The following is a 23,099-nucleotide window of genomic DNA, read 5'->3' as shown; positions in this document are numbered from 1 at the left end:
CGGGCCTCATCAGTTCGTTGTCTGGCGCAGCAGCAAAGTGCCGCCACGCTGGGTAAATTCAAGTTGTTTCAAAGCGCTCATGCCCAGCAGCACTTGTTCACCGTCCAGCCCCGGCGCCACCAGCGCCCGGACATCACGTAAAACGATATCGCCCAACTGCACCCGGTCGAGGCGGGTTCGATAGCCCTCGCTGCGACCATTGGCAGTGCTCAGGGTTACCGGGGAGCCTTTCTCCAGCCCCAGGCGCTCGGCCAGGCGGGTGGGAATCGCCACATCGGTGGCCCCGGTGTCGAGCATGAAATCCACCGGCTGGCCGTTGATCTGGCCGCTGGCGACGAAATGTCCCTGGCCGTTTCCGACCAGTTTCACTTCGATGTAACCCTCGTGTTGTTGCGAAGTGACGACAGCGTTGGGGTTCTCCTGCCGCCGCTCCCACTGCGAAAAAAACTGCGTGGCCAAAAACAGACCGGCGGCCCAAGCCAGGATCAGCATGATCCGCCCTGCACGGCTGCCCGGCTGTCGGCTCATGATTTGTCGCTCCAGCCACCTTGCGGGGCGGCAAAGCGCCAGACGATCGGCCTGCTCTCGCCATCGACCCGGGCACCGTTGTTGTTGTCGAGGCCGATCCAGGCGCCATCGGCATCCACCAGCAATGCTTCGGCCAGGCCGTACGCCTGTGGATACTGGCGATTCTCTACCAGCGCCTCGGCGGCAAACGACCAGCACCGCTCGACCTTGGCCGTTTGCGCATCCCGGCGACAGATCCGATAGGCGTTGCGCTCCAGGGTGAATAACTTGCCCTCGAACAAGGCCAGATCGGCAAAGTCCCGAGATACCGCGCGAGCCTTGGGCATTTGCGCCGGCTGCATTTCCACACCCGCCTCGCTGAGCAATACGCAGGCGCCGTCACAGTTCCAGACACTTTGTTCGCGCTTGATCAGCAACAACCCACGGCGCTCGCGCTCGGCCGCCAGCCATAAGCGGTTGCCTTCCGGGTTGACCGCCAGCCCTTCGAACAAGGCATTGAAGTGCAGCAACATGCCACTGGCCCGGGCCTCACGCACCAGGATCGGCGAGATTTTCAGCCAGTCCGGCCGCCCCGTCACCGGCACCTGCAGCACCGTGGCCTCGGACTCACTGACGATGTACTTGTTGCCCGCGCCATCGCAGGCGATGCCTTCGAAATCCAGCTCGCCCCCGCGCACCAGCGAGGTCGCCCAGGTGCGCGACTTCAGGCCCCAGGGCAAGCCTGCATCCGGCACCGCAGGCACCTCGATGTGCACGGTCTCGGCCTGCCACACCGTGTCCCGGGTATCGAGACGATAGATCTGATCATCATCACGGTCGGAGACCGTCCACAGCTCATTGCCGCACAGCGCCAACCCCGACAGGTTGCCGCCGCGCATGCCTTCGACCGGGTGTTCGGCAAGCAATTTCAGCTCGGGTACAGGCTCTGCCAGCACCGACGTCGCCACCAGCGCCAAGGCCAGGGCAAAGCCTCTGCGCATCAGCCCAGAACCTCCGCCAGGTTGCCTTTGGATTCCAACCAGGACTTGCGGTCGCCGGCGCGTTTTTTCGCCAGCAGCATGTCCATCATTTCCGAGGTCGCCTCGAAATCTTCGAGGGTCAACTGCACCAGGCGCCGGGTATTGGGGTCCATGGTGGTTTCGCGCAGTTGCGGCGGGTTCATTTCACCCAGGCCCTTGAATCGGGTGACCTGGGGTTTGCCGCGTTTCTTCTCGGCCACCAGGCGATCGAGAATGCCATCGCGTTCGGCCTCGTCCAGGGCGTAGTAGATCTCTTTGCCCAGGTCGATCCGGTACAGCGGCGGCATGGCGACGTAGACGTGGCCGGCATCCACCAGCGGGCGGAAATGCTGGACGAACAACGCACAAAGCAGGGTGGCGATGTGCAAGCCGTCGGAGTCGGCGTCGGCGAGGATGCAGATCTTGCCGTAACGCAGCTGGCTCATGTCCGCTGCGCCCGGATCGACACCGATGGCCACGGCGATGTTGTGCACTTCCTGGCTGGCCAGCACTTCGCTGCCGTCGACTTCCCAGGTGTTGAGGATTTTCCCGCGCAGCGGCAGGATCGCCTGGAATTCCTTGTCACGCGCCTGCTTGGCCGAACCACCCGCGGAATCACCTTCCACCAGGAACAGCTCGGAACGCATCGGGTCCTGCCCGGCGCAATCGGCCAGCTTGCCCGGCAGTGCAGGGCCCTGGGTGATGCGCTTGCGCTCGACCTTTTTACTGGCCTTCAAGCGACGACCAGCGTTGTTGATCGCCAGTTCCGCCAGTTGCAGACCCAGCTCCGGATGCTCGTTGAGCCACAGGCTAAAGGCGTCCTTGACCACACCCGAAACAAAGGCCGCCGCTTCACGGGACGACAGGCGCTCTTTGGTCTGGCCGGAGAATTGCGGCTCCTGCATCTTCATCGACAGCACGAAAGCGATGCGTTCCCAGACGTCCTCCGGAGCCAGCTTGACCCCACGCGGCAGCAGGCTGCGGAATTCGCAGAACTCGCGCATCGCATCCAGCAGGCCCTGGCGCAGGCCGTTGACGTGGGTCCCGCCCTGCGCCGTAGGGATCAGGTTGACGTAGCTTTCCTGCACACTGTCGCCACCCTCGGGCAGCCACAGCAGGGCCCAGTCCACCGCCTCCTTGTTACCGGCCAGGCTGCCGCAGAAAGGCTCGTTGGGCAGGCGTTCGAATTCGCTGACCGCGTCTTCCAGGTAGGAGCGCAGGCCATCTTCGTAGTGCCACTCGACCTTCTCGCCGGTGGACTTGTCCTCAAAGCTGACCAGCAGCCCCGGGCACAGTACGGCCTTGGCCTTGAGCACGTGCTTGAGGCGGCTGACGGAAAACTTCGGTGAATCGAAATACTTCGGGTCCGGTGCGAAATACACGCTGGTCCCGGTGTTGCGCTTGCCAACGGTACCGATCACTTCCAGGTCGGTGGCTTTATAGCCGTCAGCGAAGGTCATCTGGTATTCGTTACCGTCGCGCTTGACCTTGACCCGGACCAGGGTCGACAAGGCGTTGACCACCGAGATGCCCACGCCGTGCAAACCACCGGAGAACTGGTAGTTCTTGTTCGAGAACTTGCCGCCGGCGTGCAGCTTGGTGAGGATCAGCTCGACACCGGGAACCCCTTCTTCGGGGTGGATATCCACCGGCATGCCGCGACCATCGTCGGACACTTCAAGGGAGTGATCGGCATGCAGGATGACCTGCACCGACTTCGCATGCCCGGCCAAGGCCTCGTCGACACTGTTGTCGATGACTTCCTGGGCAAGGTGGTTCGGCCGACTGGTGTCGGTGTACATGCCCGGGCGTTTGCGCACCGGGTCGAGGCCCGAGAGGACTTCGATGGCGTCTGCGTTATAAGAGCTAGCGCTGGGAGTGGCCATGGGGTCTCGTCGTTAGTCGTTCAATGAAAATAGAGGCGCGGCTTCACAGTGCAGTGAAATCGATCGCCTGGTACTGATCTGTGCCAATGCCGGCAAAACTCAACAACGCCGGTAATTGTCCGGCAAAACCCTGGAAACCGTGGTCGCCGCCGGCTTGAATGCGCAAGGCACAGGCACGGTAATACAGCTGAGCGCTGCGATAGTCCAGAGTCTCGTCACCTGTCTGCAACCACACCTGATAGCGCTGGGGATCCTGGGGCGCCGGTACTTCCAGTTCGGCCAGGGCCGCTACATGGTCGTGGGTCAGTTCCCAGGTTTCATCGGTGTACAGGTTTTTCTGCGTGCCCAGGTAGCCGTCGAACATCCGATGCGGACTGACAGCGGGGTTGACCAACAGGGCTTTCAGGCCATGCCGCTCGGCAAGGTGAGTGGCATAGTAGCCGCCGAGCGAGCTGCCGACCAGCAATGGCCTTCCGAGCTCGGCAATCGCCTGCTCCAGCTGGACCATCGCCTCGCGCGGGTGATGATGCAGGGCCGGAACCCGCAGTTGATCGGACAGCCCCAGGGTGCTCATCACCGAACTCAACTGACTGGCCTTCTGCGACGCCGGTGCGCTGTTGAAACCGTGGATATACAGGATCGAACCGGACATGCGAGCTCCCTAGGCATCAAGCAAAGGGCGCAGTTTACAGGGAGTCTGGCGGATTGACTTGCCTTCAGGTGTATCGACTTGTCCCGCCGCGGCGACAGGCACTCCGGGCTCAGTAGCCGTCGCTGCCGTAGTCGACCTCGAAATCAAAGCCGGTCACCCGCTCGACGCCGGTTTCCAGGCCGCCATCGGGCAGCAACCGCAGCCAGCGATAACCCGGCGCCCGCTCATCGACCTTGAAATCTTCACTGCCGGGCTCGAACTGAATGCAGGTCGAGGGCGATGCCAGCAGCCGCAGGCTGCCGTGCAAGCGGTCGATCTCCTGGTGCACGTGGCCCCAGAGCACCGCCCGCGCCTGAGGGAAGCGCTCAAGGACGGCGAACAGCGCTTCGCGGTTGCGCAGGCCGATCGGTTCCATCCACGCACAGCCAATGGACACCGGGTGATGGTGCAGGCACACCAGGTGATGGCGATCAGGCGCCTCGCTCAAGGAACGGACCAGCAATTGCAGCTGCTCATCCTGCAGATAACCCGGCACCGAGCCCGGCACTGCCGAGTCGAGCAGAGTGACGCGCCAATTGCCGATGTCCACCACCGGCTCGAGCAGCGGGCTTTGGGTGACGGCCTGGGCCATGACCTGGGGCTCATCGTGATTGCCCGGGATCCAGCGCGCCGGGGCGGCAATGGACGCGCTCATCTGGCGAAAACGCTGGTAGGACTCCAGGCTGCCGTCCTGGGACAGATCACCGGTGGCCAGCAGCAAGTCGATCTTCGGTTGCTGGGCCAGCACCAGTTCGATCACCCGTTGCAGGCTGTCGCAGGTATTCATGCCCAGCAGGGTGCCGTCCGCCTCGGCAAACAGGTGGCTGTCGGAGAGTTGCACCAGCAACACGCTATCGTCGGTGGTCAGAGTGGATACGCTCGGCAAGGCGGTCTCCCAGGGCGTGTCACGGGATATAAAAGGTGGCGCAATTATGCTGGGGGAAATTCAAAAGAGGAAACTGGCGAACCGGACGCAGTTCACAACTACCGCACTGCTTCGAATTCATGGCCGCAGGCCAGGCAATGGCTCAGCCACTCACCGAGGAATACGTTGAGCTGGGCCTTCTCGTCCGGTTGGTGCATGTGTGCATTGGGATAAGGATAAATGCCGCGAAAGCGCCGGGCATGTTCGGCGCTGATCACTTCGGCCATCCGCGCATCGTGATACACCTGCACTTCCAGCTGCGGCACCGGCAGCCACGGCAGGCTGTGTTCCTGGCGCACCTGCAAGGTGGTGGTATAGGGGCAGGCCTGCAGCACTTCGAGGGCCAGCACGCCCAGCATCTGGTCACCCTGGGTCACCGCAATGCGCCGGGCGACCGGCTGGTTGCGCATGTCGGGCAAGAGGCGCATCAAGCGCGCGTAGTTGGCCTCGCAGGAGGTTTGCAGCCCCACCAGATCGACCCGATAGCGGTCGCGTTGCTTGTTTACGACCATAGCCCCCTCACTTCAGCGCGATTCAGAGCCAGCCATTGCAAGGCAATGATGCTCGCCGCGTTGGAAATCCGCCCATCCCGTACCGCCTGCAGCGCGTCTTCAAAAGCCCAGACCGACACGCGTATGTCTTCACCCTCCTCCACCAGCCCGTGCAGGCCGCCGACGCCACGGCTGTCGCAGCGCCCGAGAAACAGATGAACGAATTCAGTGCTGCCCCCCGGCGATGGAAAATATTTGGTCATCGGCCACAGCGCACTGATGTCCAGCCCAGCTTCCTCCTGCGCCTCGCGGTGAGCAACCTGTTCCGGTTGTTCGTCCTTGTCGATCAGGCCAGCCACCAGTTCGATCAGCCATGGGTTGCCGGTCTTTCCCACGACACCGACGCGAAACTGTTCGATCAGCACCACTTCATCGCGCTGCGGGTCGTAAGGCAGCATGCACACGGCATCATGGCGCACGAATACTTCACGGCTGATCTCGTTGCCCATGCCACCGGCAAATAGCTCATGGCGCAGGTGCAGTCGATCGAGCTGATAGAAGCCCTGGTAGCATTTCTCGCGGCGGACAATATCGACCGCGCTCGGCGTGGCGTTGGCAAAGTCAGTCATAGCAATCCTCGTCTACTGCCTGTTCTTGCGAGGATCCCCCTCGACTTCGCGCCATCCTAACGCGCCCGTGACCCCGGATGCAGCCCCTTTCCTGTCAGCGGGATAGACGGCGAGGGGGCAAACCTAATCTAATTGCCTGTATTGAGCTTAGTGGCGAACTGACTGCCTCGCCGACAGTCGAAGCCGGTAACTTTCGCTCCCCCCTGGTTTATGAAGGACGCCCATGTCGCTTGCCAAAATCGCCTCCGTGGCCTGTATCGCCCTGACCCTGGGCGCCTGCCAAAGCCTGTTCCAGCCCAGCTACAAGACTCCGCTGAGCACCACCAGCGACAAGTCGGAGCAGATCAAGCCCGGGTGCAATGCCCCGGATTGCCCGCTGGTCAATATCGACACCGTGCATTTCCCGGACGAGCCGCAACTGGACGCCGTCATCGAAAAGCGCCTGTTGCAGATGACACGTACCAGCCCGCAAGACTCGGTTCCAGCCACACTCAGCGCCTATCGGCAGACGTTTTTACGCGACGCCCCCAGCCGCAACAGCATGTACCTGCAAGCCAAGGTACGTGAGCAGCATGACGGCTTGGTGATCATCGAGCTGGCCAGTTATCTGGATACCGGCGCCGCCCATGGCACGCCGGGCCGCGGCTTCATCAACTATTCACGGGCGCAGCACAAGGCGCTGAACCTCGCCGACATGCTGTTGCCGGGGCAGGAAGACAGCTTCTGGAAGGCCGCACAAGTGGCGCACAACAGCTGGCTGATCAGCACCAAGCTGGATCAGGAGCCGGAGTACATCAAGAGCTGGCCCTTCCAGAAAACCCCGAATGTGGCGCTGACCTCCGGCGGCGTGATCCTCAAGTACAACGTGTCGGTGATCGCGCCTTACGCCCTCGGCCACGTTGAACTGAAGATCCCCTACAACCGCCTGAACGGCATCCTCAAACCCGAGCTGTTTCCCGCCCGTAACTGAAGGCACGGCCCAGCAGCCATTGCAGCAGTCCTGCCAGAATCAGCGACGGCAGGGTTGCGCCGACATCCGGGTAGAAGTTGGCCAACAGGTGATAGGTGCTGACCCCACCCAGCCAGGCCAGCAGCGCCGGCCAGCGCAAGCTCGCAGCCGAAACCTGGGCGCTGCGTTTACGCAGGATGAAGTGATCCACCAGCACCACGCCGAACAGCGGCGCGAATACCGAGCCGATCAGCAGCAGGAAGTTCTGGTACTGCGCCAGCGGTGCCAGGCAGGCGATCACGGTGCAGAGCACGCCAATGGCCAGGGCCAGGTGCTCGACCTTGAGGCGCAATAGAATCCCGCTGGAAACCGCCGCCGAGTGAATGTCGGCGAAGGCGTTTTCCGACTCATCCAGCAGAATCAGCAACAGCGGAATCCCCAGGCCGGCCCCCGCCAACGCCAGCAGCAGCGCATTGACCTCGCCGCTCGGAGCAAAGGCCAGGGTGTAGGCCACACCCAGGCTCATCAGCCACAAGTTACCGATAAAGAAGCCCAGCGCGGTGCCGCCGAACACGGTCCTGGCGCGCTTGCCGAAGCGTGAGTAATCGGCAATCAACGGCAGCCAGGACAGCGGCATGGCGATCGCAATGTCAAAACCTACGGCAAACTGCATCGAACCGTCACCGGCCTGAGCCCACAGGGCCGCCAGATCGACCTTGGCCAGCAGGTTCCAGGTCAGCCATAGGCAGGCCGCCAGCAGCAGCCAGATGCCCCATTTGCGCAGGATCTGGCGGACAAAGGTCAGCGGGCCACTGACCGCGAGCAGGGTCGCCAGTGCACCGAAAAACAGGGTCCAGAGCACGGGGTTGCTCCACAGGCTGCCTTCGCTGAAGGCGCGGGCGCCGAGCAGGCTGGCCGCATCGCGCATGACGATGATTTCAAACGATCCCCAACCCACCAGCTGCAGCAGGTTGAGCAACGCCGGCAGACTGGCGCCACGGTTGCCGAGGCTGAGCTTGAGCGCCGCCATCGACGACAGGCCGGTGTCACTGCCGATCACACCGACCGCCGCCAGCAGCAACACGCCCACCGCCGTGCCGAAAAAAATCGCCAGCAACGAGCCGGACATGCCCAGGCCAGGGGCCAGCAAGGCACCGGTCTGCAACACCATCAGGCCGATGCCGAGGGAAAACCACAGGGAAAACAGATCGCGGCCGCCAAACACACGCTTGTCGGTGGGCACCGCGATATCCGGGGAATAGGTGCTGGATTGAATGCTCAAGGGGAGAGACTCAGAGAGGGACAGAGAAACGCAGCAGCAAGCTTCAAGCTGCAAGAAAAGGCGCGGCGCCCTCGCTTGCAACGTGCAGCCTGCCGCTTGCGGCTTAAACCTTCTTGTACAGCTGGCTGCCTTCCTGCTTGAAGCGCTCGGCCTGTTCCGCCAGGCCTTGGGCGACGTCCACGTCGATGGCTTCGATCCGCTGGTTGGCCGCGTACTCACGGACTTCCTGGGTGATTTTCATCGAGCAGAACTTCGGCCCGCACATCGAGCAGAAATGCGCGACCTTGGCCGAATCCTTCGGCAGGGTTTCATCGTGATACGAGCGCGCGGTGTCCGGGTCCAGGCCGAGGTTGAACTGGTCTTCCCAGCGGAACTCGAAGCGCGCCTTGGACAGGGCGTTGTCGCGGATCTGCGCGCCGGGATGGCCTTTGGCAAGGTCGGCCGCGTGGGCGGCGATCTTGTAGGTGATGATCCCGGTCTTCACGTCATCCTTGTTCGGCAGGCCCAGGTGTTCCTTGGGTGTGACGTAGCAGAGCATGGCGCAACCGAACCAGCCGATCATCGCCGCGCCGATGCCGGAGGTGATGTGGTCGTAGCCCGGAGCGATGTCGGTGGTCAGCGGGCCGAGGGTGTAGAACGGCGCCTCGTCACAGCACTCCAGCTGCTTGTCCATGTTCTCCTTGATCAACTGCATCGGCACGTGGCCCGGGCCTTCGATCATGCACTGCACGTCGTGCTTCCAGGCGATCTTCGTCAGTTCGCCGAGAGTTTCCAGCTCACCGAATTGCGCGGCGTCGTTGGCGTCGGCAATCGAGCCCGGACGCAGGCCATCGCCCAGCGAGAAGCTGACGTCGTAGGCCTTCATGATTTCGCAGATGTCTTCGAAATGGGTGTAGAGGAAGTTCTCTTTGTGGTGCGCCAGGCACCACTTGGCCATGATCGAGCCGCCCCGGGAGACGATGCCGGTCACGCGCTTGGCGGTCAGCGGCACATAGCGCAGCAACACGCCGGCGTGGATGGTGAAGTAGTCCACGCCCTGCTCGGCCTGTTCGATCAGGGTGTCGCGGAACAGCTCCCAGGTCAGGTCTTCGGCGGCGCCGCCGACTTTTTCCAGGGCCTGGTAGATCGGTACGGTGCCGATCGGCACCGGCGAGTTGCGGATGATCCACTCGCGGGTTTCGTGGATGTGCTTGCCGGTGGACAGGTCCATGACCGTGTCCGAACCCCAGCGGATACCCCAGGTCAGCTTCGCCACTTCTTCTTCGATGGACGAACCCAGGGCGCTGTTGCCGATGTTGCCGTTGATCTTCACCAGGAAGTTACGGCCGATGATCATCGGTTCCAGTTCGGTGTGGTTGATGTTGGCTGGAATGATCGCGCGACCGCGGGCGATTTCTTCACGGACAAATTCGGGGGTGATGATTTTCGGCACGCTGGCGCCAAAACTGTGGCCGGCATGTTGCTGATCGAGCAGGCCGGCAGCCCGGGCCACTTCGAGCTTCATGTTTTCGCGGATGGCGACGTATTCCATCTCGGCGGTGATGATGCCCTGGCGCGCGTAGTGCATCTGGCTGACGTTGGCCCCGGCCTTGGCCCGGCGCGGGTTGTTCACGTGGGCGAAGCGCAGCTTGGTCAGCTCGGCATCGGCCAGGCGCTCCTGGCCGAAGTTGGAGCTCAGGCCGGGAAGGCGCTCGGTGTCGCCACGGGCTTCGATCCACGGCGAACGCACATCGGCCAGGCCTTTGCGCACGTCGATGATGACGTTGGGGTCGGTGTACGGGCCCGAGGTGTCGTAGACCACGACCGGCGCGTTGATCTCGCCGCCAAAGTCGGTCGGGGTCACATCGAGGCTGATTTCGCGCATTGGCACGAGGATGTCCGGGCGCGAGCCCTGGACGTAGATTTTTTGCGAGCGAGTAAAGGGCTGAACCGACTGCTGATCGACCTTGGCCGAGTCACTCAGGTTGGTTGCGCTTTTTAGTTTTGTAGTCATCACGGGCTCTCCAGACAGCATCCAGGCAGTGGATTTTTGTCGGAGCGAACCTGTAACGAATGGACGCACGCGTCACTGAAAAAGCCAGTGGGTGCTGTGCTCAGTGCTCGAGGGGTGTTCGATTGTCGAACAACATCCCGGACGAAGCACAAGAGGACTCGCCGGGTGACGAGAAATCTTGTTCCCTACGCAGGCGCTAACCTGATCAGGTTCAACGGGATCCGGATTATCCGATCTCAGCCTCATAGCAAGGCACCCCGACAAGAACTCGCGCAGTCTAGACCAAAGTCCGCGCCCAATGCCAATGCCCGTGCAATCAGCATGATGAATGGCGTAATTGCAGGATTGTTGCGACAGGTCAGCACATCTACACTCGCTGGGCTGTGCAGCGCCTTGACGCTCCACGGGCCGCGCCGTAGCCTTGGCGCTTGAATTATCGCCGTAATATCAACTCTAGGGATCGTCTCATGCTGCGCAAACTCTCACTGGCCCTTGCCGTGTCTTGTGCGTCCAATGGATTGGCCTGGGCAGCAGAAGCGCCCTTAACCACCAAGACCGATCTGGTCAGCGTCTACCAGGAAGCCGTGGACAACAACGCCGACCTGGCCGCCGCTCGCGCCCAATACGGCGCACAGAAAGAAGTCGTACCCCAGGCTCGTGCCGGCCTGCTACCCAATCTTTCGGCCGGCGCCGACATGAACAACACCCGGACCAAGTTCGACGAACCTTCGATGACCGCCACCCGCAGCGGCACCGTGTACCAGGCGACCCTGGCTCAACCGTTGTTCCGCGCCGACCGCTGGTTCCAACTGCAAGCCGCCAAAGACATCAATGAACAGGCGGCCCTGCAACTGTCGGCCACCGAGCAGAACCTGATCCTGCAGTCCGCCGAAAACTACTTCGCAGTGCTGCGTGCCCAGGACAACCTGGCCTCGACCAAGGCCGAGGAATCGGCCTTCAAGCGCCAGCTGGACCAGTCCAACGAGCGCTTCGATGTCGGCCTCTCGGACAAGACCGACGTCCTGCAATCCCAGGCCAGCTACGACACGGCGCGGGCCAACCGGATCCTCGCCCAGCGCCAGGTGGACGATGCCTTCGAAGCACTGATCACCCTGACCAACCGCGAGTACAACTCGATCCAGGGCATTGTCCACACCTTGCCGGTATTGGCGCCGACGCCGAATGACGCCAAGTCCTGGGTCGACACCGCCGCCCGCCAGAACCTCAACCTGCTGGCCAGCAACTACGCGGTCAGCGCCGCCGAAGAAACCCTCAAGCAGCGCAAGGCCGGCCACGCACCGACCCTGGACGCAGTAGCGCAGTACAAGAAAGGCGATAACGACGCCCTCGGCTTCAGCAACCCCAACCCCCTGGGCCAGCGCTATGGCAGCGACGTCGAGCAGCGCACCGTCGGCCTGCAGCTGAATATCCCGATCTTCAGCGGCGGCCTGACCAGTTCCCAGGTGCGCGAGTCCTATTCGCGCCTGAGCCAGACCGAACAGCAACGCGAAGGCCTGCGCCGGCAGGTGGTGGAAAACACCCGCAACCTGCACCGCGCGGTGAATACCGATGTCGAGCAGGTGCAAGCCCGGCGCCAATCGATCATCTCCAACCAGAGCGCGGTGGAAGCCACCGAAATCGGTTACCAGGTGGGCACGCGCAATATCGTCGATGTACTCGACGCCCAGCGCCAGCTGTACACCTCGGTACGCAACTACAACAACAGCCGCTACGACTACATCCTCGACAACCTGCGCCTGAAGCAGGCTGCGGGCACCCTGAGTCCGGGCGACCTGCAGGACCTGTCGCGCTACCTCAAGGCCGATTACAACCCGGACCGCGACTTCCTCCCACCGGATTTGGCCAAAGCCGCGCAAGAGCAGCTTAAAGCCCGCCCTTGAGCACACCGACAGAAAAAAAGGCCACCCAAGCGGGTGGCCTTTTTTATTGCCGCCTACGGCTACAGTGGCTCATCTGTAGTTGCGGCCGAGGCACAAGGCTGCGCTGGCCATAGGGAATGCCGGAGGTACCTCAGGAATATCCCCAGCGTCGATTCGGGCCAGCGCAGCCTGCGGCAGCGGCTACAGGTCAGCGGGGGTTGAGGAGGCGGTCGAGGCCGTCGAGCAAGCGTTGCAGGGCACCCTGGTTGGCCGCCATGACCTTAAGGCCCGCGTCGGCCATTTTCTGCGCATCCCGTGGCAGCTCGAACAAACGCTGCACCGCCACCGCCAACCCCTCGGCATCGTCGACCTCTTGCAAGGCCCCCGCCTCGCGCAACATTGCGGCGATTTCCAGGAAGTTGAACAGGTGCGGCCCGCTCAGTACCGGCTTGGCCAGCGCCGCCGGCTCCAGCAGGTTATGCCCGCCGTTGCTGACCAGGCTGCCTCCGACAAAGGCGCTGTCGGCCAGGGCGTAGAGAAACAGCAACTCGCCCATGGTGTCGCCCAACAGCACCGACGTGCTGCGGGTGACCGGCTCACCGGTGGAACGGCGAATGGTCTCGAACCCTTGCTCGCGACACAGTTCGAACACCGAGTTGAAGCGCTCCGGATGACGCGGCACCACAATCAGCAAGGCATCCGGATGGCTCGCCAACAACTGACGATGGGCATTGAGCACCACCTCGTCCTCACCTTCGTGGGTACTGGCAGCGATCCATACCGGACGCTCCACCGCTCGCCACTGCTGGCGCAGCTCACTGGCCCGCACCAGCAATTGCGGGTCGATCGTCAGGTCGAACTTGATCGAACCCGTGACCTGCACCGCCTCCGGGCGCGCGCCCAGGCTCAGGAAGCGCTCAGCCTCGGCAGCGGTCTGCACCGCCAGCAAGCTCATTTCCTCGAGCATCGGCCGGGTCAATCGGGCAAACCGTGCGTAGCCCCTGGCCGAACGCTCGGACAAGCGCGCATTGGCCAGCGCCACCGGGATGCTGCGCTTGGCGCATTGGTGGATGTGATTGGGCCAGAGCTCGGTCTCCATGATCACCGCCAGCCTCGGCTTTGCCCGGTCGAGAAAGCGCGCGGCGGCACAGGGCAGATCATAAGGCAGATAGCAGTGCTGGATTCGTGGCTCATTGGCGAACATCGCCTGGATCCGCTCCGAGCCGGTCGGGGTCATGCAGGTCACGGTGATCGGCAGTTGCGGGTAGCGCGCCAGCAATGCGCGGATCATCGGCGCCGCCGCAATGCTTTCGCCCACCGACACCGCGTGCACCCAGATCCCGCCCGGCTGCAACGGCGGCAGACCATAGGAAAAGCGCTCGCCAACGCGCTTGGCGTAAGCCGGCGCCTTGCGCGCACGCAGCCATAGCCGAATCGCCACCAATGGCAGCCCCAGGTAAAACAGCGCGGTATACAGAGTTCTATTCATGGCGGCGGAGTTTATCGGCTTTTGCCGCCGATAGCCTGCAAGTGCACGGCAAAACGTTCCGCCAGCCAACGCGCCGCAGGTCCCAGCGGCTCATCGCGACGCCACACCAGCTCGACCACCAGCGCCGGGGGCGTCCACTCACTGCTGAGCTCGACCATCTGGTCCTGATACGCCGGGTACTGCACCACATGCCGTGGCAACCAGGCCCACCCCAGGCCGCGCACCAGCCACTCGGCCATTACATAGAAACTGTCGGCGCGCCAGACCTGGGGGCTGGCAGCCTCGCTGCCGGGGTAGACGCTGGCTTGAGTCGACATCAACAGCTGGCGATGCTGCGCCAACTGCTGGCAATCCACCCGCGCCTGCCGGGCCAGCGGGTGCGCCACGCCGCACACGGTGACCATTTCCACACTGCCCAATACCCGACGCTCCAGGGCCTCGGGAATCTGCTCGTGATAAAACAGCAACCCGAGATCGGCCCGGCGCTCCACCAATTTGCGCGCCACGTCACCCTGGGCGGCACTGGTCAATTGCACTTCGATACTGGGGAACTGCAAGGCCAGGGCCTCGAAACTGTCGACCACCGCCTGATAGGGCATCGCCTCGTCCTGCGCCACACGCAGCCGTGGCTCCTGGCCGCGCATCATGGCCAGCGCCCGACCGTTGAGGCGCTCGCACTGGCGCAATACTTCCCGCGCATCTTCGAGCAACGCCTCGCCGGCCTCGGTCAAGCGTGGCTGACGCCCGCTGCTACGCTCGAACAGACTCAATCCCAGGTCCGCCTCAAGCAACGCAATCGCACTGCTGACCGCCGATTGCGCCTTGCGCTGATCCCGCGCCGCAGCGGAAAAGGAGCGCAGTTCGGCGACGCTGATAAACAACTGCAGATGTTCCAGATTCCACTGCACACTCATGGCGCAACCTATCTTCAATTTAGATAGGTAATGACTTTACCGCATCTGGGCGCACTCTAAAATGCCGACCTCATCCAGCACGCACCACCACGAGGAAGTCCCCATGAACGCTTACACCTACCTGGCCATCGCCATCTGCGCCGAAGTGATCGCCACCGTTTCGATGAAAGCGGTCAAAGGCTTGAGCACCCCGTTGCCACTGCTGCTGGTCATCGTCGGCTACGGCATTGCGTTCTGGATGCTGACCCTGGTGGTGCGTACCGTCCCCGTGGGCGTGGCCTACGCCGTATGGGCCGGCATGGGCATCGTCATGGTCAGCGTCGCGGCGCTGTTCCTTTATGGCCAGAAACTCGACCTGCCGGCCATGCTCGGCATGGGCCTGATCGTCCTTGGCGTGGTGGTGATCCAGCTGTTTTCGAAAACCGCCGGGCACTAGGAAAACAGCGGCAAGCGACAGGCTTTGCTCGGCAAGAAAGGCGACACGCTTGCAGCTTGCGGCTTGAAGCTTGAAACTTGCGCCTCCGTTTTGTTTCCCGAGGTCGCCGCATGCCATCCGTTATTTCCACCGACGTGCTGATTGTCGGCGCTGGCGTCGCCGGCCTCTGGCTCAACGCGCGCCTGCGTCGCCAGGGCTTCTCGACGGTATTGGTGGAAAGCGCCAGCCTCGGCGGCGGGCAGAGCGTGAAGTCCCAGGGCATCATCCACGGCGGCGCCAAGTACGCCCTGCACGGTGCCCTGACCGGCGCCTCCGAAGCCATTGCCGATATGCCACGCCGCTGGCGCGAAGCCCTGGCCGGCACCGGCGAGCTGGACCTGTCGGGGGTACGCCTGCTGTCCGAGGCCCACTACCTGTGGTCCCCCGGCACCCTGGCCGGCAACCTCACCAGCTTCTTCGCCAGCAAGGCGGTGCGCGGCCGGGTCGACCAGGTCAAAGGCGAGCAGTTGCCGCCGGCACTGCAGGACCGGCGGTTCAAGGGCAAGGTCTATCGCCTGGCCGAGCTGGTGGTGGACGTGCCCAGCCTGATCGAACGCCTCGCGGCGCTGGCCGGCGACGGTTTGCTGGCTGGGCAGAAAATCGAGCCCCTGGTGGAACACAACGCCCTGGTCGGCCTGCGGGTCGATGACCGCGAGATTCGCGCGCAACGCATCGTGCTCAGCGCCGGTGCCGGCAACGCCGCGCTGCTGGCCAACCTCGACCTGAGCCAGCCGGCCATGCAGAAACGCCCTCTGCACATGGTGCTGGTCAAGGGCCCGAGCCTGAAGCCGCTGTACGCCCACTGCCTCGGTGGCGGCCCCAAACCGCGAATCACCGTCACTACCCACCCGGCCGCCGATGGGCAATGGGTGTGGTACCTGGGGGGCGATATCGCCGAAGCCGAAGGCGTGGCCCGGGAGCCGGCGGCGCAGATCGCGGCGGCGCAAAAAGAGCTGGGCAACCTGCTGCCCTGGGTCGACCTCAGTCAAGCGCGCTGGGCCACCCTGCGGGTCGATCGAGCCGAGCCGGCGCAATCGGGGCTGACTCGCCCGGATAACGCCTTCCTCGCCGAAGAGGGCCGGTTGCTGGTGGGCTGGCCGACCAAACTGGCCCTGGCCCCGGACTTCGCCGACCGGGTACTGGCTGCCCTGGAGCGCGATGGCATTCGTCCGGGCCCCGCCACCGACCTGCCTGACCTGCCCAAACCGCCCCTGGCCCAACCCGCCTGGGAGCAACTGCTGCCATGAGCCTCGCGACCCTGCACCCGTTCCACCGCCCCCTGGGCGACACCGGCCTGGTGGTCTCGCCCCTGGGCCTGGGCACCGTCAAGCTCGGTCGTGACCAGGGGGTGAAGTACCCCAATGGCTTCCAGATTCCCGATGACGACGAAGCGCGCATGCTGCTGAAAATGAGCCGCGACCTGGGGATCAACCTGATCGATACCGCGCCGGCCTATGGCCGCAGCGAAGAGCGCCTGGGCCCGTTGCTGCGCGGGCAACGCCAGGACTGGGTGATCGTCAGCAAGGTCGGCGAGGAATTCAGCGATGGCCAGTCCCGGCACGACTTCAGCGCCGAGCACACACGACGCTCGGTGGAGCGCAGCCTGCAACGGTTGGAAACAGACTTCATCGACCTGGTGCTGGTGCACTCCGACGGCAACGACCTGATGATTCTCGAACAGTGCGAGGTCTACCAGACCCTGGCCGAGCTCAAGCGCGAGGGCAAGATCCGCGGTTTCGGCTTCTCCGGAAAAACCGTCGAAGGCGGCCTCAAGGCCCTGGAGCACGGTGACTGCGCAATGGTCACCTACAATCTGAACGAACGCGGCGAGCAGGCGGTCATTGAATATGCCGCTGCCCACGGCAAAGGCATCCTGGTAAAAAAAGCCCTGGCCAGCGGCCATGCGTGCCTGAGCCCGGGGGTCGATCCGGTGCGGGCCAGCTTTGAACTGCTGTTTGACCAGCCCGGTGTTGCCAGTGCTATTGTCGGGACCATCAATCCACTGCATCTGGCGCACAATGTGGCCACTGTGGCGCAGGTCCTGCGCAAAAACTGATGCCGCCCATGCGGCCGACCCCGACGCAAGAAGGAGCCGACATGCCGCGCACGCTCATAAGAAAGAACCCCAGCAACTTCAAGACCCTGCCCCTGTTCGTCGAAGCGACTCCCGAAGGCCTGAGCTACCAGAGCGTCGGGATGCCGCTCAATTTCTCCCAGACTCTGCAACGCCGGCGCCCGGTCACGGTGGAAGACGCCGAGCGCTTTTCCGTGGAGCTGGCCAACCTCGGGGTCTCGGTGCGCCTGACCCTGCACTGGCAAAACCGCGATTACTGGGTGCTGGTCCGGCAACGGCGCCAGGACCGTGGCGACGTGGTGCTCAAACTCATATCCGGCTATGTGCCCGCCCAGGAGCTGAACCTGCCGCTGCACACCGCGATTCAGGAGATCGCCGAGGAGTGCCTGCTGGAAACCCCGGAGGGTTGGCTCAGCGGCCGTTTCAACGACACCTGGCTGCCAGCGCCCTACGCCAACGCACTGCATTATCGCGAAGCCCTGCCCTTTCGCCTGACACCGCTGTCCGGCGCTGCCCGCCCGGTGCGCTGCGCCAACCTGCAACTGATCGAGCGCCCGCGGGCCTACGTGCACTTGCCGACCGCGTCGCTGCAACTGATTTACGACCTGCGCCTGGAGATCCCCAAGGAGGCCAAGTCCCTGAGCCTGTTCCATGTCGATGAACGCCTGGAAGGCGACCAACTGGTCGCGCGCCTGGACCGCAAGCGCCCGGACCTGTACCTGATGCCCTTGCAGGACGGCCAGCCCTGCGCCGAGCTCTACACCCTGAAAAAGGACCAACTGCAACCCGCCAGCACCCGCGGTTTATACCTGGCGGAAAGCTTCGCCCAACAGGACGGTTGGCTGGTGCGTGATGAACGGATTCGCTGGAAGGATTGGCTGCGGCAGCAGGGTCTGAGCGCGCCGGAAAAGGACTCGAAACTCAAGCGCCTGACCGGCAGGGCGCGGCAGATACTGCGCAAGATCGTGCCGGCCAAGGCCAGCCGGCAGCGTTGAAGGCCGCCACGCCGCTCCGGCAGCGGAGTCGGCATGGCGCCCAGCGGTCACTCAGGTCTTGCGGATCTTCTCGACGATCGCGGTGGTCGAGCTGTTCTCCACCAGCCCCAGCACCTTCACCGTGCCGCCATAAGCCGCCACGATATCGGCGCCGACCACCTGGTCGATACCGTAGTCTCCGCCCTTGACCAGCACATCCGGCCGCACCTGGCTCAGCAGATTCTCCGGAGTGCCCTCAGGGAAGCTGATCACCCAGTCCACCGCGCCGAGGCCAGCCAGTACCGCCATGCGTCGGTCGACACTGTTGATCGGCCGTCCAGGCCCTTTCAGGCGGCTGACCGAAGCATCGTCGTTGACCGCGACAATCAAGCGATCGCCCTGGGCCCGAGCCTGTTCGAGGTAGGTCACGTGGCCGGCATGCAGGATGTCGAAGCAACCGTTGGTGAAGACGATCTTTTCCTTGTGCGCACGGGCATCGTCGATTGCCAGCAGCAGTTGGTCGAGGCTCAGCACGCCGCGCTCGGAACCTTCCTCGCGCTGGATGGCGCGACGCAGTTCCGGCGCGCTGATGGAGGCGGTACCCAACTTGCCGACCACGATGCTCGCCGCCAGGTTGGCCAGAGCCACTGCATGGGGCAGCTCTTCACCGGCCGCGATCGCCGCCGCCAGGGTCGAGATCACAGTGTCGCCGGCACCGGTGACGTCAAACACCTCACGCGCCCGCGCTGGCAAATGCAACGCCGCGTGATCGGGACGCAACAGGGTCATGCCGTGTTCGCCGCGCGTGACCAGCAAGGCGCCCAGTTCCAGGTCGTGCATCAACTGCGCGCCCTTGCTGACCAGCTCGTGCTCATCGGCGCAGCCGCCGACGATGGTTTCGAACTCGTTGAGATTCGGTGTGATCAGGCTCGCGCCGCGATAGACCGAGAAGTCCTTGCCTTTGGGGTCCGCCAGTACCGGGATGCCGCGGGCACGGGCGGCCTGGATCAGCGCCTGGTGATTCTTCAGGGCGCCTTTACCGTAGTCGGACAACACCAGGACCTTGATGCCTTCGAGCAGCGCGTCCACTTCCGCGCCCAGGGCCAGGGCGTCGGTGGCGAAGGGTTCTTCGAAGTCGATGCGCAACAGCTGCTGGTGACGGCTCATGACCCGTAGCTTGACGATGGTCGGCTGATGCGCAATGCGCTGGAACAACGCCCGCACACCCGCCCCGCGCAGGCTATTGGCCAGGCTGTCGGCGGCTTCATCGTCACCGGTCACACCGACCAGGGAAGCCGGCGCGCCCAGGGCGGCAATGTTCAGGGCAACGTTGGCGGCACCGCCCGGGCGGTCCTCGATCTGCTCGACCTTGACCACCGGCACCGGCGCCTCAGGGGAAATCCGTGAGGTACCACCATGCCAGTAACGGTCGAGCATGACATCGCCGACCACCAAGACAGGGGCTTGATCGAATCGCGGCATGGACAACTTCATGGTGCAACCCACATACAAAATGAACAGGGGCGCGATATTAACACAGGGTTGGCGCCGTCAAGTTCTATGGCTTTAGCCTGGGTCTTGAAGTTTTTCAGCGGCTTACTTCTCGAGTAGAAGCTGCAACAGGCGGGCCGTGGCCTGATCGACCCCGACCCGGGCAGTATCAATTTCACAGTCCGCCTGCAGCGGCGCTTCGTAGGGGCTGTCCAAGCCGGTGAAATCCTTGATCTGCCCAGCCAACGCGGCTTTATACAGGCCTTTTGGATCACGCTCTGCACAGGTCGCAAACGCCGTGCTGATGTACACCTCAAGAAACTCGCCAGGCGCGAACAAGGCGCGGGCTGTCTCACGATCAGCGCGAAATGGCGAAATGGCCGAGACGATGACCAACAGGCCGGCATCCACCATCAAGCGCGCCACTTCGGCCATGCGCCGGATATTTTCCTTGCGCGCCTCGGCACTCATCCCCAGATCGCTGCACAAACCATGGCGCACGTTGTCGCCATCGAGGATAAAGGTGTGCCGCCCCAGTTGGTTGAGGCGCAGTTCCAGCAGATTGGCCAGGGTCGACTTGCCCGCACCGGACAGCCCGGTCAACCAGAGGCAGCATGGCTTCTGCTGCTTCAGGGCCGCTCGGGAAGCGCACGACAATGACAGCGCATAAGGGCGGATCTGCGGTTGTTCCATGGCAGCGAGCATCGGCTTATTCATAACCCAGCATCTCGTAGTCGCGCTCATAGACCCGACGCACCAGGCGCCGGGTACGCACTGAGCACAGGTCCCGCACAGAGCCATTGGCAGGCTGGCAGGAAGCGTTCAGCAGCGGCAGTCGCGAGTGGATGCCCAAGTGTTCGCATACCAGCTCGAAATCACGGGGCAAATGCTCCTGATAGCCGATGAAGTCCAGCGACATGTGCCCCAGGGAATCGGTGAGAAAGTCACTCTGCGGGGCGAAATGGATCTGCTTGCAGATGGTGTCCGGTCGCAGCCAGCGCGCCACGAAGTCGTCGAAATCCCGATACTGGTTGACCAGTACCTGGGCCGGCTGATCCCTGGGGTTGAGCCGATTGCTTCGCAGAAAGGTATAGGCCGAGTAGGCGCGCGCCAGAGGGTCACGGACGAAGGCGAACTTGAAACTGCTGGCAAACGCGCGCGGGAACTGTTGCTCGTACCAGTACAGCGGCAGATGCCCCGGGCTCCAGCCCCCGAACAAAGCGGAGCACACGCTGCTACCGGCACACTTGGGCACATGGATGTACAAGCAGGAGTGTTTGGTGAACGCCTCGGGAAAGCGTACATCGGCAGACATGGATTTATTCACTGCCTGACGATCCACTACCGACAAGCGCCCCAACAGCAAGGTGCGCTGGGATTTGGGCAATAACTTCCACAAATAGCGTTGCAGCATTCCAGCCCCCACGCGGCGGGGATAGCCCCGTCGATCATTCGACTAATAGCGGGAAACCATAACAAGCACGGCGGGAGAAATTATTTAGGCTTGGTCAAGACAGTAAATATCCGGATACAAACCAGGCCCCATTGCCTTGCACAATGTGGGCCTGATTGGCAGTGGCCTGGCCACTGCCTTTTACCGGTCAGGCAATATCGTTATGAACGGGCTCTTCCAGCCCCATGGCGTGCAGTCGGGAGTAATAGCCGTTCTGCTCCAACAACTGCGTATGGGTGCCGCGCTCGACAATCTGCCCCTGATCCATGACCAGGATCAGGTCGGCCTTCTCGATGGTCGACAGGCGGTGTGCAATCACCAGGGTCGTACGGCCTTTCATGACCTTGTCCAGCGCAGCCTGGATATGCCGCTCGGATTCGGTATCCAGCGCAGACGTTGCCTCGTCGAGAATCAACAGCGGGGCATTTTTCAGCAGGGCCCGGGCAATGGCTAACCGCTGACGCTGACCACCAGACAGGAGCACACCGTTCTCTCCGACCTGGGTGTCCAGCCCCTGGGGCATTTGCGCAATAAAGTCCATCGCGTAGGCATCCTTGGCCGCCTTCTCGATATCCTCCCGCGGAGCTCCTGCCAGGTCGCCATAGGCGATGTTGTTGGCGATGGTGTCGTTGAACAGGGTCACATGCTGGGTCACTTGGGCCACATGTCGGCGCAGGTTGCGCAGGCGGTAGTTTTCGACCTCGACACCATCCAGCAGAATCTGCCCGATATCGTGGTGATAAAAGCGCGGAATAAGTGCAGCCAATGTGGATTTGCCACTACCGGAGCGCCCAACCAGGGCAATCATCTGTCCTGGATCGGCGCTGAAGCTGATATCACGCAGCACTTCACGCTCGGTGCCCGGGTAGGTGAAGCTCAGGTTACGCACCTCCAGCCGCCCTTCGACACGCTCGAGCTCGACGGTGCCGGTGTCCGATTCAGGCTCGACATCCAGTTGCTCAAAGATGCTTTCAGCGCCAGCCACGCCCTTCTGAATGGTCGAGCTGACTTCCGACAACTGGCGGATGGGCTTGGGCAACAGGCCGGCAGCGGTAATGTAGGCCACCAGGTCACCCGCCGTGGCATCGCCACGCAGGAACAGCACCAGGAACATCAGCACCGCCATGGCCGAATAAATCACCAACTGCAGCATGGGCGTGTACACCGCGCCGGTCTTGGTCATGCGCAGTTGCTTATCGGTGTTGCTCTGGCTGGCCAAAGCGAAACGCTGCTGCTCATAGGCCTCGCCACCAAAGCTGCGAACCACGCGATAGCCCTGGATGGTTTCGGAGGCCACGTGGGTGACATCCCCCATGGCCACCTGGATTTTCTTGCTTTGCTTGCGGAATTTCTTGCTGGTGCTGCTGACCATGACCGCGATCAACGGCAGGATCGCGACCATCACCAGGGTCAACTGCCAGTTCATCCACAACAGGTAGACAAACAGGAACACCACGGTCAGGCCTTCGCGGATCACCACCTTGATGGCATCCGTTGCAGCACCAGTGACCATGGTCACGTTGAAGGTGATGCGGGAAATCAGGTGTCCGGAGTTGTGGGTGTCAAAGTACCGATTGGGCAGGACCAGCAACTTGTTGAACAGCTCGACCCGCAGATCATGCACCAGCCCGAGGGACACCTTGGCCAGGTAGAAGTTACCCAGAAACGAACCCAGCCCCTGCCATGCGGCGATCAGGACGATCAGCATCGGCACGGCCTGCAGCAGTTGCAGATCACGCAGGTAAGGAACGTTTGGAAAGAGTACGGCCTCGGGGTTGCTCAAGCCGTCGACAAAGTACTTGAGGATTCCCGCCAGCATCGGCTGCGTCGATGCGAAAATGACAAAACCCAGGATACTGAGCGCGAACATCCCCGCATAGGGACGGACGTACGACAGCAATCGCAGGTAAATCTTCAGGCTCGACGCCGCAGGCGAATCAGGGGTAGTCATGAGAAGCCGTTGAATGAGAAATGAGC

Annotated in this window: 21 protein-coding genes and 1 riboswitch; of the genes, 6 read left to right on the top strand and 15 right to left on the bottom strand. The window is 62.8% G+C overall.

The genetic code is table 11. The features are described 5' to 3' along the window. Positions 1 to 9: 9 nt before the first annotated feature. The 7 genes from JFU57_RS10380 to JFU57_RS10350 form a co-directional block, all read right to left on the bottom strand. A complete protein-coding gene (locus JFU57_RS10380) occupies positions 10 to 528 on the bottom strand; it encodes a retropepsin-like aspartic protease family protein (RefSeq protein WP_020299456.1) in 519 nt (172 codons plus the stop codon). Continuing rightward, positions 525 to 1,508, bottom strand: a complete 984-nt coding sequence (locus JFU57_RS10375) for an esterase-like activity of phytase family protein (RefSeq protein ID WP_201129185.1) — start codon at positions 1,506 to 1,508, stop codon at positions 525 to 527. The genes JFU57_RS10380 and JFU57_RS10375 overlap by 4 nt, the downstream gene beginning before the upstream one ends. Beyond that, positions 1,508 to 3,412: a DNA topoisomerase IV subunit B gene (gene parE / locus JFU57_RS10370; protein WP_020299458.1), complete on the bottom strand. Its 1,905-nt coding sequence runs from the start codon at positions 3,410 to 3,412 to the stop codon at positions 1,508 to 1,510. Before parE ends, JFU57_RS10375 begins: the two co-directional genes overlap by 1 nt. A 43-nt stretch (positions 3,413 to 3,455) precedes the next feature. After that, positions 3,456 to 4,064 (bottom strand): YqiA/YcfP family alpha/beta fold hydrolase, encoded by a 609-nt coding sequence (locus JFU57_RS10365; protein WP_078469538.1) that lies wholly within the window; start codon positions 4,062 to 4,064, stop codon positions 3,456 to 3,458. 109 nt (positions 4,065 to 4,173) lie between these two features. Continuing rightward, positions 4,174 to 4,989, bottom strand: coding sequence for a 3',5'-cyclic-AMP phosphodiesterase (cpdA, locus tag JFU57_RS10360; RefSeq protein WP_201129184.1), 816 nt, complete (start codon positions 4,987 to 4,989; stop codon positions 4,174 to 4,176). A gap of 98 nt (positions 4,990 to 5,087) precedes the next feature. Then, positions 5,088 to 5,540 (bottom strand): DUF1249 domain-containing protein, encoded by a 453-nt coding sequence (locus JFU57_RS10355; protein ID WP_020299461.1) that lies wholly within the window; start codon positions 5,538 to 5,540, stop codon positions 5,088 to 5,090. Then, positions 5,531 to 6,148 carry an NUDIX domain-containing protein gene (locus tag JFU57_RS10350; RefSeq protein WP_078469535.1) on the bottom strand — a complete coding sequence of 206 codons (618 nt, stop codon included), beginning with the start codon at positions 6,146 to 6,148 and terminating at the stop codon, positions 5,531 to 5,533. The genes JFU57_RS10355 and JFU57_RS10350 overlap by 10 nt, the downstream gene beginning before the upstream one ends. Before the next feature lie 223 nt (positions 6,149 to 6,371). Between JFU57_RS10350 and JFU57_RS10345 the strand changes: the two genes are divergently transcribed. Next, on the top strand, positions 6,372 to 7,118 hold the full coding sequence (locus JFU57_RS10345) for an RsiV family protein (protein WP_201129183.1): 747 nt from the start codon (positions 6,372 to 6,374) through the stop codon (positions 7,116 to 7,118). Here the strand turns inward: JFU57_RS10345 and cytX are convergent. Both cytX and thiC read right to left on the bottom strand, forming a co-directional pair. Further along, positions 7,087 to 8,379, bottom strand: coding sequence for a putative hydroxymethylpyrimidine transporter CytX (gene cytX / locus JFU57_RS10340; RefSeq protein ID WP_201129182.1), 1,293 nt, complete (start codon positions 8,377 to 8,379; stop codon positions 7,087 to 7,089). The two genes, JFU57_RS10345 and cytX, sit on opposite strands and share 32 nt — an antisense overlap. Before the next feature lie 103 nt (positions 8,380 to 8,482). Then, positions 8,483 to 10,372, bottom strand: a complete 1,890-nt coding sequence (gene thiC, locus JFU57_RS10335; RefSeq protein ID WP_020299465.1) for a phosphomethylpyrimidine synthase ThiC — start codon at positions 10,370 to 10,372, stop codon at positions 8,483 to 8,485. Positions 10,373 to 10,537: 165 nt separating this feature from the next. After that, positions 10,538 to 10,642: riboswitch (TPP riboswitch) on the bottom strand. A gap of 197 nt (positions 10,643 to 10,839) precedes the next feature. Here thiC and JFU57_RS10330 point away from each other — a divergent pair. Further along, positions 10,840 to 12,273 carry a TolC family outer membrane protein gene (locus JFU57_RS10330; RefSeq protein WP_020299466.1) on the top strand — a complete coding sequence of 478 codons (1,434 nt, stop codon included), beginning with the start codon at positions 10,840 to 10,842 and terminating at the stop codon, positions 12,271 to 12,273. Between the two features lie 187 nt (positions 12,274 to 12,460). Here JFU57_RS10330 and waaA read toward each other — a convergent pair whose 3' ends face one another. Beyond that, complete coding sequence (gene waaA, locus JFU57_RS10325) at positions 12,461 to 13,741, bottom strand: lipid IV(A) 3-deoxy-D-manno-octulosonic acid transferase (protein ID WP_201129181.1); 1,281 nt, start codon at positions 13,739 to 13,741, stop codon at positions 12,461 to 12,463. An 11-nt stretch (positions 13,742 to 13,752) separates the two neighbouring features. Beyond that, complete coding sequence (locus JFU57_RS10320) at positions 13,753 to 14,655, bottom strand: LysR family transcriptional regulator (protein WP_201129180.1); 903 nt, start codon at positions 14,653 to 14,655, stop codon at positions 13,753 to 13,755. A gap of 103 nt (positions 14,656 to 14,758) precedes the next feature. Between JFU57_RS10320 and JFU57_RS10315 the strand changes: the two genes are divergently transcribed. From JFU57_RS10315 to JFU57_RS10300, 4 genes are all read left to right on the top strand, one after another. After that, positions 14,759 to 15,091: a DMT family transporter gene (locus JFU57_RS10315; protein WP_242487468.1), complete on the top strand. Its 333-nt coding sequence runs from the start codon at positions 14,759 to 14,761 to the stop codon at positions 15,089 to 15,091. Between the two features lie 110 nt (positions 15,092 to 15,201). After that, positions 15,202 to 16,377 (top strand): FAD-dependent oxidoreductase, encoded by a 1,176-nt coding sequence (locus JFU57_RS10310; RefSeq protein ID WP_078469529.1) that lies wholly within the window; start codon positions 15,202 to 15,204, stop codon positions 16,375 to 16,377. Next, positions 16,374 to 17,186 carry an aldo/keto reductase gene (locus JFU57_RS10305; RefSeq protein ID WP_078469528.1) on the top strand — a complete coding sequence of 271 codons (813 nt, stop codon included), beginning with the start codon at positions 16,374 to 16,376 and terminating at the stop codon, positions 17,184 to 17,186. The genes JFU57_RS10310 and JFU57_RS10305 overlap by 4 nt, the downstream gene beginning before the upstream one ends. Before the next feature lie 41 nt (positions 17,187 to 17,227). Next, positions 17,228 to 18,199 carry a hypothetical protein gene (locus JFU57_RS10300; protein WP_020298916.1) on the top strand — a complete coding sequence of 324 codons (972 nt, stop codon included), beginning with the start codon at positions 17,228 to 17,230 and terminating at the stop codon, positions 18,197 to 18,199. A 51-nt stretch (positions 18,200 to 18,250) separates the two neighbouring features. On the opposite strand, the gene hldE is transcribed toward JFU57_RS10300, so the two are convergent. The 4 genes from hldE to msbA all read right to left on the bottom strand — a co-directional run bounded on the left by hldE (position 18,251) and on the right by msbA (position 23,073). Further along, a complete protein-coding gene (hldE, locus tag JFU57_RS10295) occupies positions 18,251 to 19,672 on the bottom strand; it encodes a bifunctional D-glycero-beta-D-manno-heptose-7-phosphate kinase/D-glycero-beta-D-manno-heptose 1-phosphate adenylyltransferase HldE (RefSeq protein WP_078469527.1) in 1,422 nt (473 codons plus the stop codon). Between the two features lie 102 nt (positions 19,673 to 19,774). Beyond that, complete coding sequence (cysC, locus tag JFU57_RS10290) at positions 19,775 to 20,386, bottom strand: adenylyl-sulfate kinase (protein WP_078469526.1); 612 nt, start codon at positions 20,384 to 20,386, stop codon at positions 19,775 to 19,777. Beyond that, positions 20,379 to 21,083: a sulfotransferase family 2 domain-containing protein gene (locus JFU57_RS10285; protein WP_201129177.1), complete on the bottom strand. Its 705-nt coding sequence runs from the start codon at positions 21,081 to 21,083 to the stop codon at positions 20,379 to 20,381. The genes cysC and JFU57_RS10285 overlap by 8 nt, the downstream gene beginning before the upstream one ends. A gap of 187 nt (positions 21,084 to 21,270) precedes the next feature. After that, complete coding sequence (gene msbA / locus JFU57_RS10280; protein ID WP_020298920.1) at positions 21,271 to 23,073, bottom strand: lipid A export permease/ATP-binding protein MsbA; 1,803 nt, start codon at positions 23,071 to 23,073, stop codon at positions 21,271 to 21,273. Positions 23,074 to 23,099 lie beyond the last annotated feature (26 nt).

The sequence above is a fragment of the Pseudomonas sp. TH07 genome (assembly GCF_016651285.1).
Lineage (GTDB): Bacteria > Pseudomonadota > Gammaproteobacteria > Pseudomonadales > Pseudomonadaceae > Aquipseudomonas.
The sequence above is the reverse complement of the archived record's forward strand: the minus strand, read 5'-3'. Positions and strand labels throughout refer to the sequence as shown.

Excerpts from the sequence above, each read along its gene's own strand:
- JFU57_RS10380 (WP_020299456.1), bottom strand. The coding sequence starts at position 528 with ATGAGCCGACAGCCGGGCAGCCGTGCAGGGCGGATCATGCTGATCCTG.
- JFU57_RS10375 (WP_201129185.1), bottom strand. The coding sequence starts at position 1,508 with ATGCGCAGAGGCTTTGCCCTGGCCTTGGCGCTGGTGGCGACGTCGGTG.
- parE (WP_020299458.1), bottom strand. The coding sequence starts at position 3,412 with ATGGCCACTCCCAGCGCTAGCTCTTATAACGCAGACGCCATCGAAGTC.
- JFU57_RS10365 (WP_078469538.1), bottom strand. The coding sequence starts at position 4,064 with ATGTCCGGTTCGATCCTGTATATCCACGGTTTCAACAGCGCACCGGCG.
- JFU57_RS10355 (WP_020299461.1), bottom strand. The coding sequence starts at position 5,540 with ATGGTCGTAAACAAGCAACGCGACCGCTATCGGGTCGATCTGGTGGGG.
- JFU57_RS10350 (WP_078469535.1), bottom strand. The coding sequence starts at position 6,148 with ATGACTGACTTTGCCAACGCCACGCCGAGCGCGGTCGATATTGTCCGC.
- JFU57_RS10345 (WP_201129183.1), top strand. The coding sequence starts at position 6,372 with ATGTCGCTTGCCAAAATCGCCTCCGTGGCCTGTATCGCCCTGACCCTG.
- thiC (WP_020299465.1), bottom strand. The coding sequence starts at position 10,372 with ATGACTACAAAACTAAAAAGCGCAACCAACCTGAGTGACTCGGCCAAG.
- JFU57_RS10330 (WP_020299466.1), top strand. The coding sequence starts at position 10,840 with ATGCTGCGCAAACTCTCACTGGCCCTTGCCGTGTCTTGTGCGTCCAAT.
- waaA (WP_201129181.1), bottom strand. The coding sequence starts at position 13,741 with ATGAATAGAACTCTGTATACCGCGCTGTTTTACCTGGGGCTGCCATTG.
- JFU57_RS10320 (WP_201129180.1), bottom strand. The coding sequence starts at position 14,655 with ATGAGTGTGCAGTGGAATCTGGAACATCTGCAGTTGTTTATCAGCGTC.
- JFU57_RS10315 (WP_242487468.1), top strand. The coding sequence starts at position 14,759 with ATGAACGCTTACACCTACCTGGCCATCGCCATCTGCGCCGAAGTGATC.
- JFU57_RS10310 (WP_078469529.1), top strand. The coding sequence starts at position 15,202 with ATGCCATCCGTTATTTCCACCGACGTGCTGATTGTCGGCGCTGGCGTC.
- JFU57_RS10305 (WP_078469528.1), top strand. The coding sequence starts at position 16,374 with ATGAGCCTCGCGACCCTGCACCCGTTCCACCGCCCCCTGGGCGACACC.
- JFU57_RS10300 (WP_020298916.1), top strand. The coding sequence starts at position 17,228 with ATGCCGCGCACGCTCATAAGAAAGAACCCCAGCAACTTCAAGACCCTG.
- hldE (WP_078469527.1), bottom strand. The coding sequence starts at position 19,672 with ATGAAGTTGTCCATGCCGCGATTCGATCAAGCCCCTGTCTTGGTGGTC.
- cysC (WP_078469526.1), bottom strand. The coding sequence starts at position 20,386 with ATGAATAAGCCGATGCTCGCTGCCATGGAACAACCGCAGATCCGCCCT.
- JFU57_RS10285 (WP_201129177.1), bottom strand. The coding sequence starts at position 21,083 with ATGCTGCAACGCTATTTGTGGAAGTTATTGCCCAAATCCCAGCGCACC.
- msbA (WP_020298920.1), bottom strand. The coding sequence starts at position 23,073 with ATGACTACCCCTGATTCGCCTGCGGCGTCGAGCCTGAAGATTTACCTG.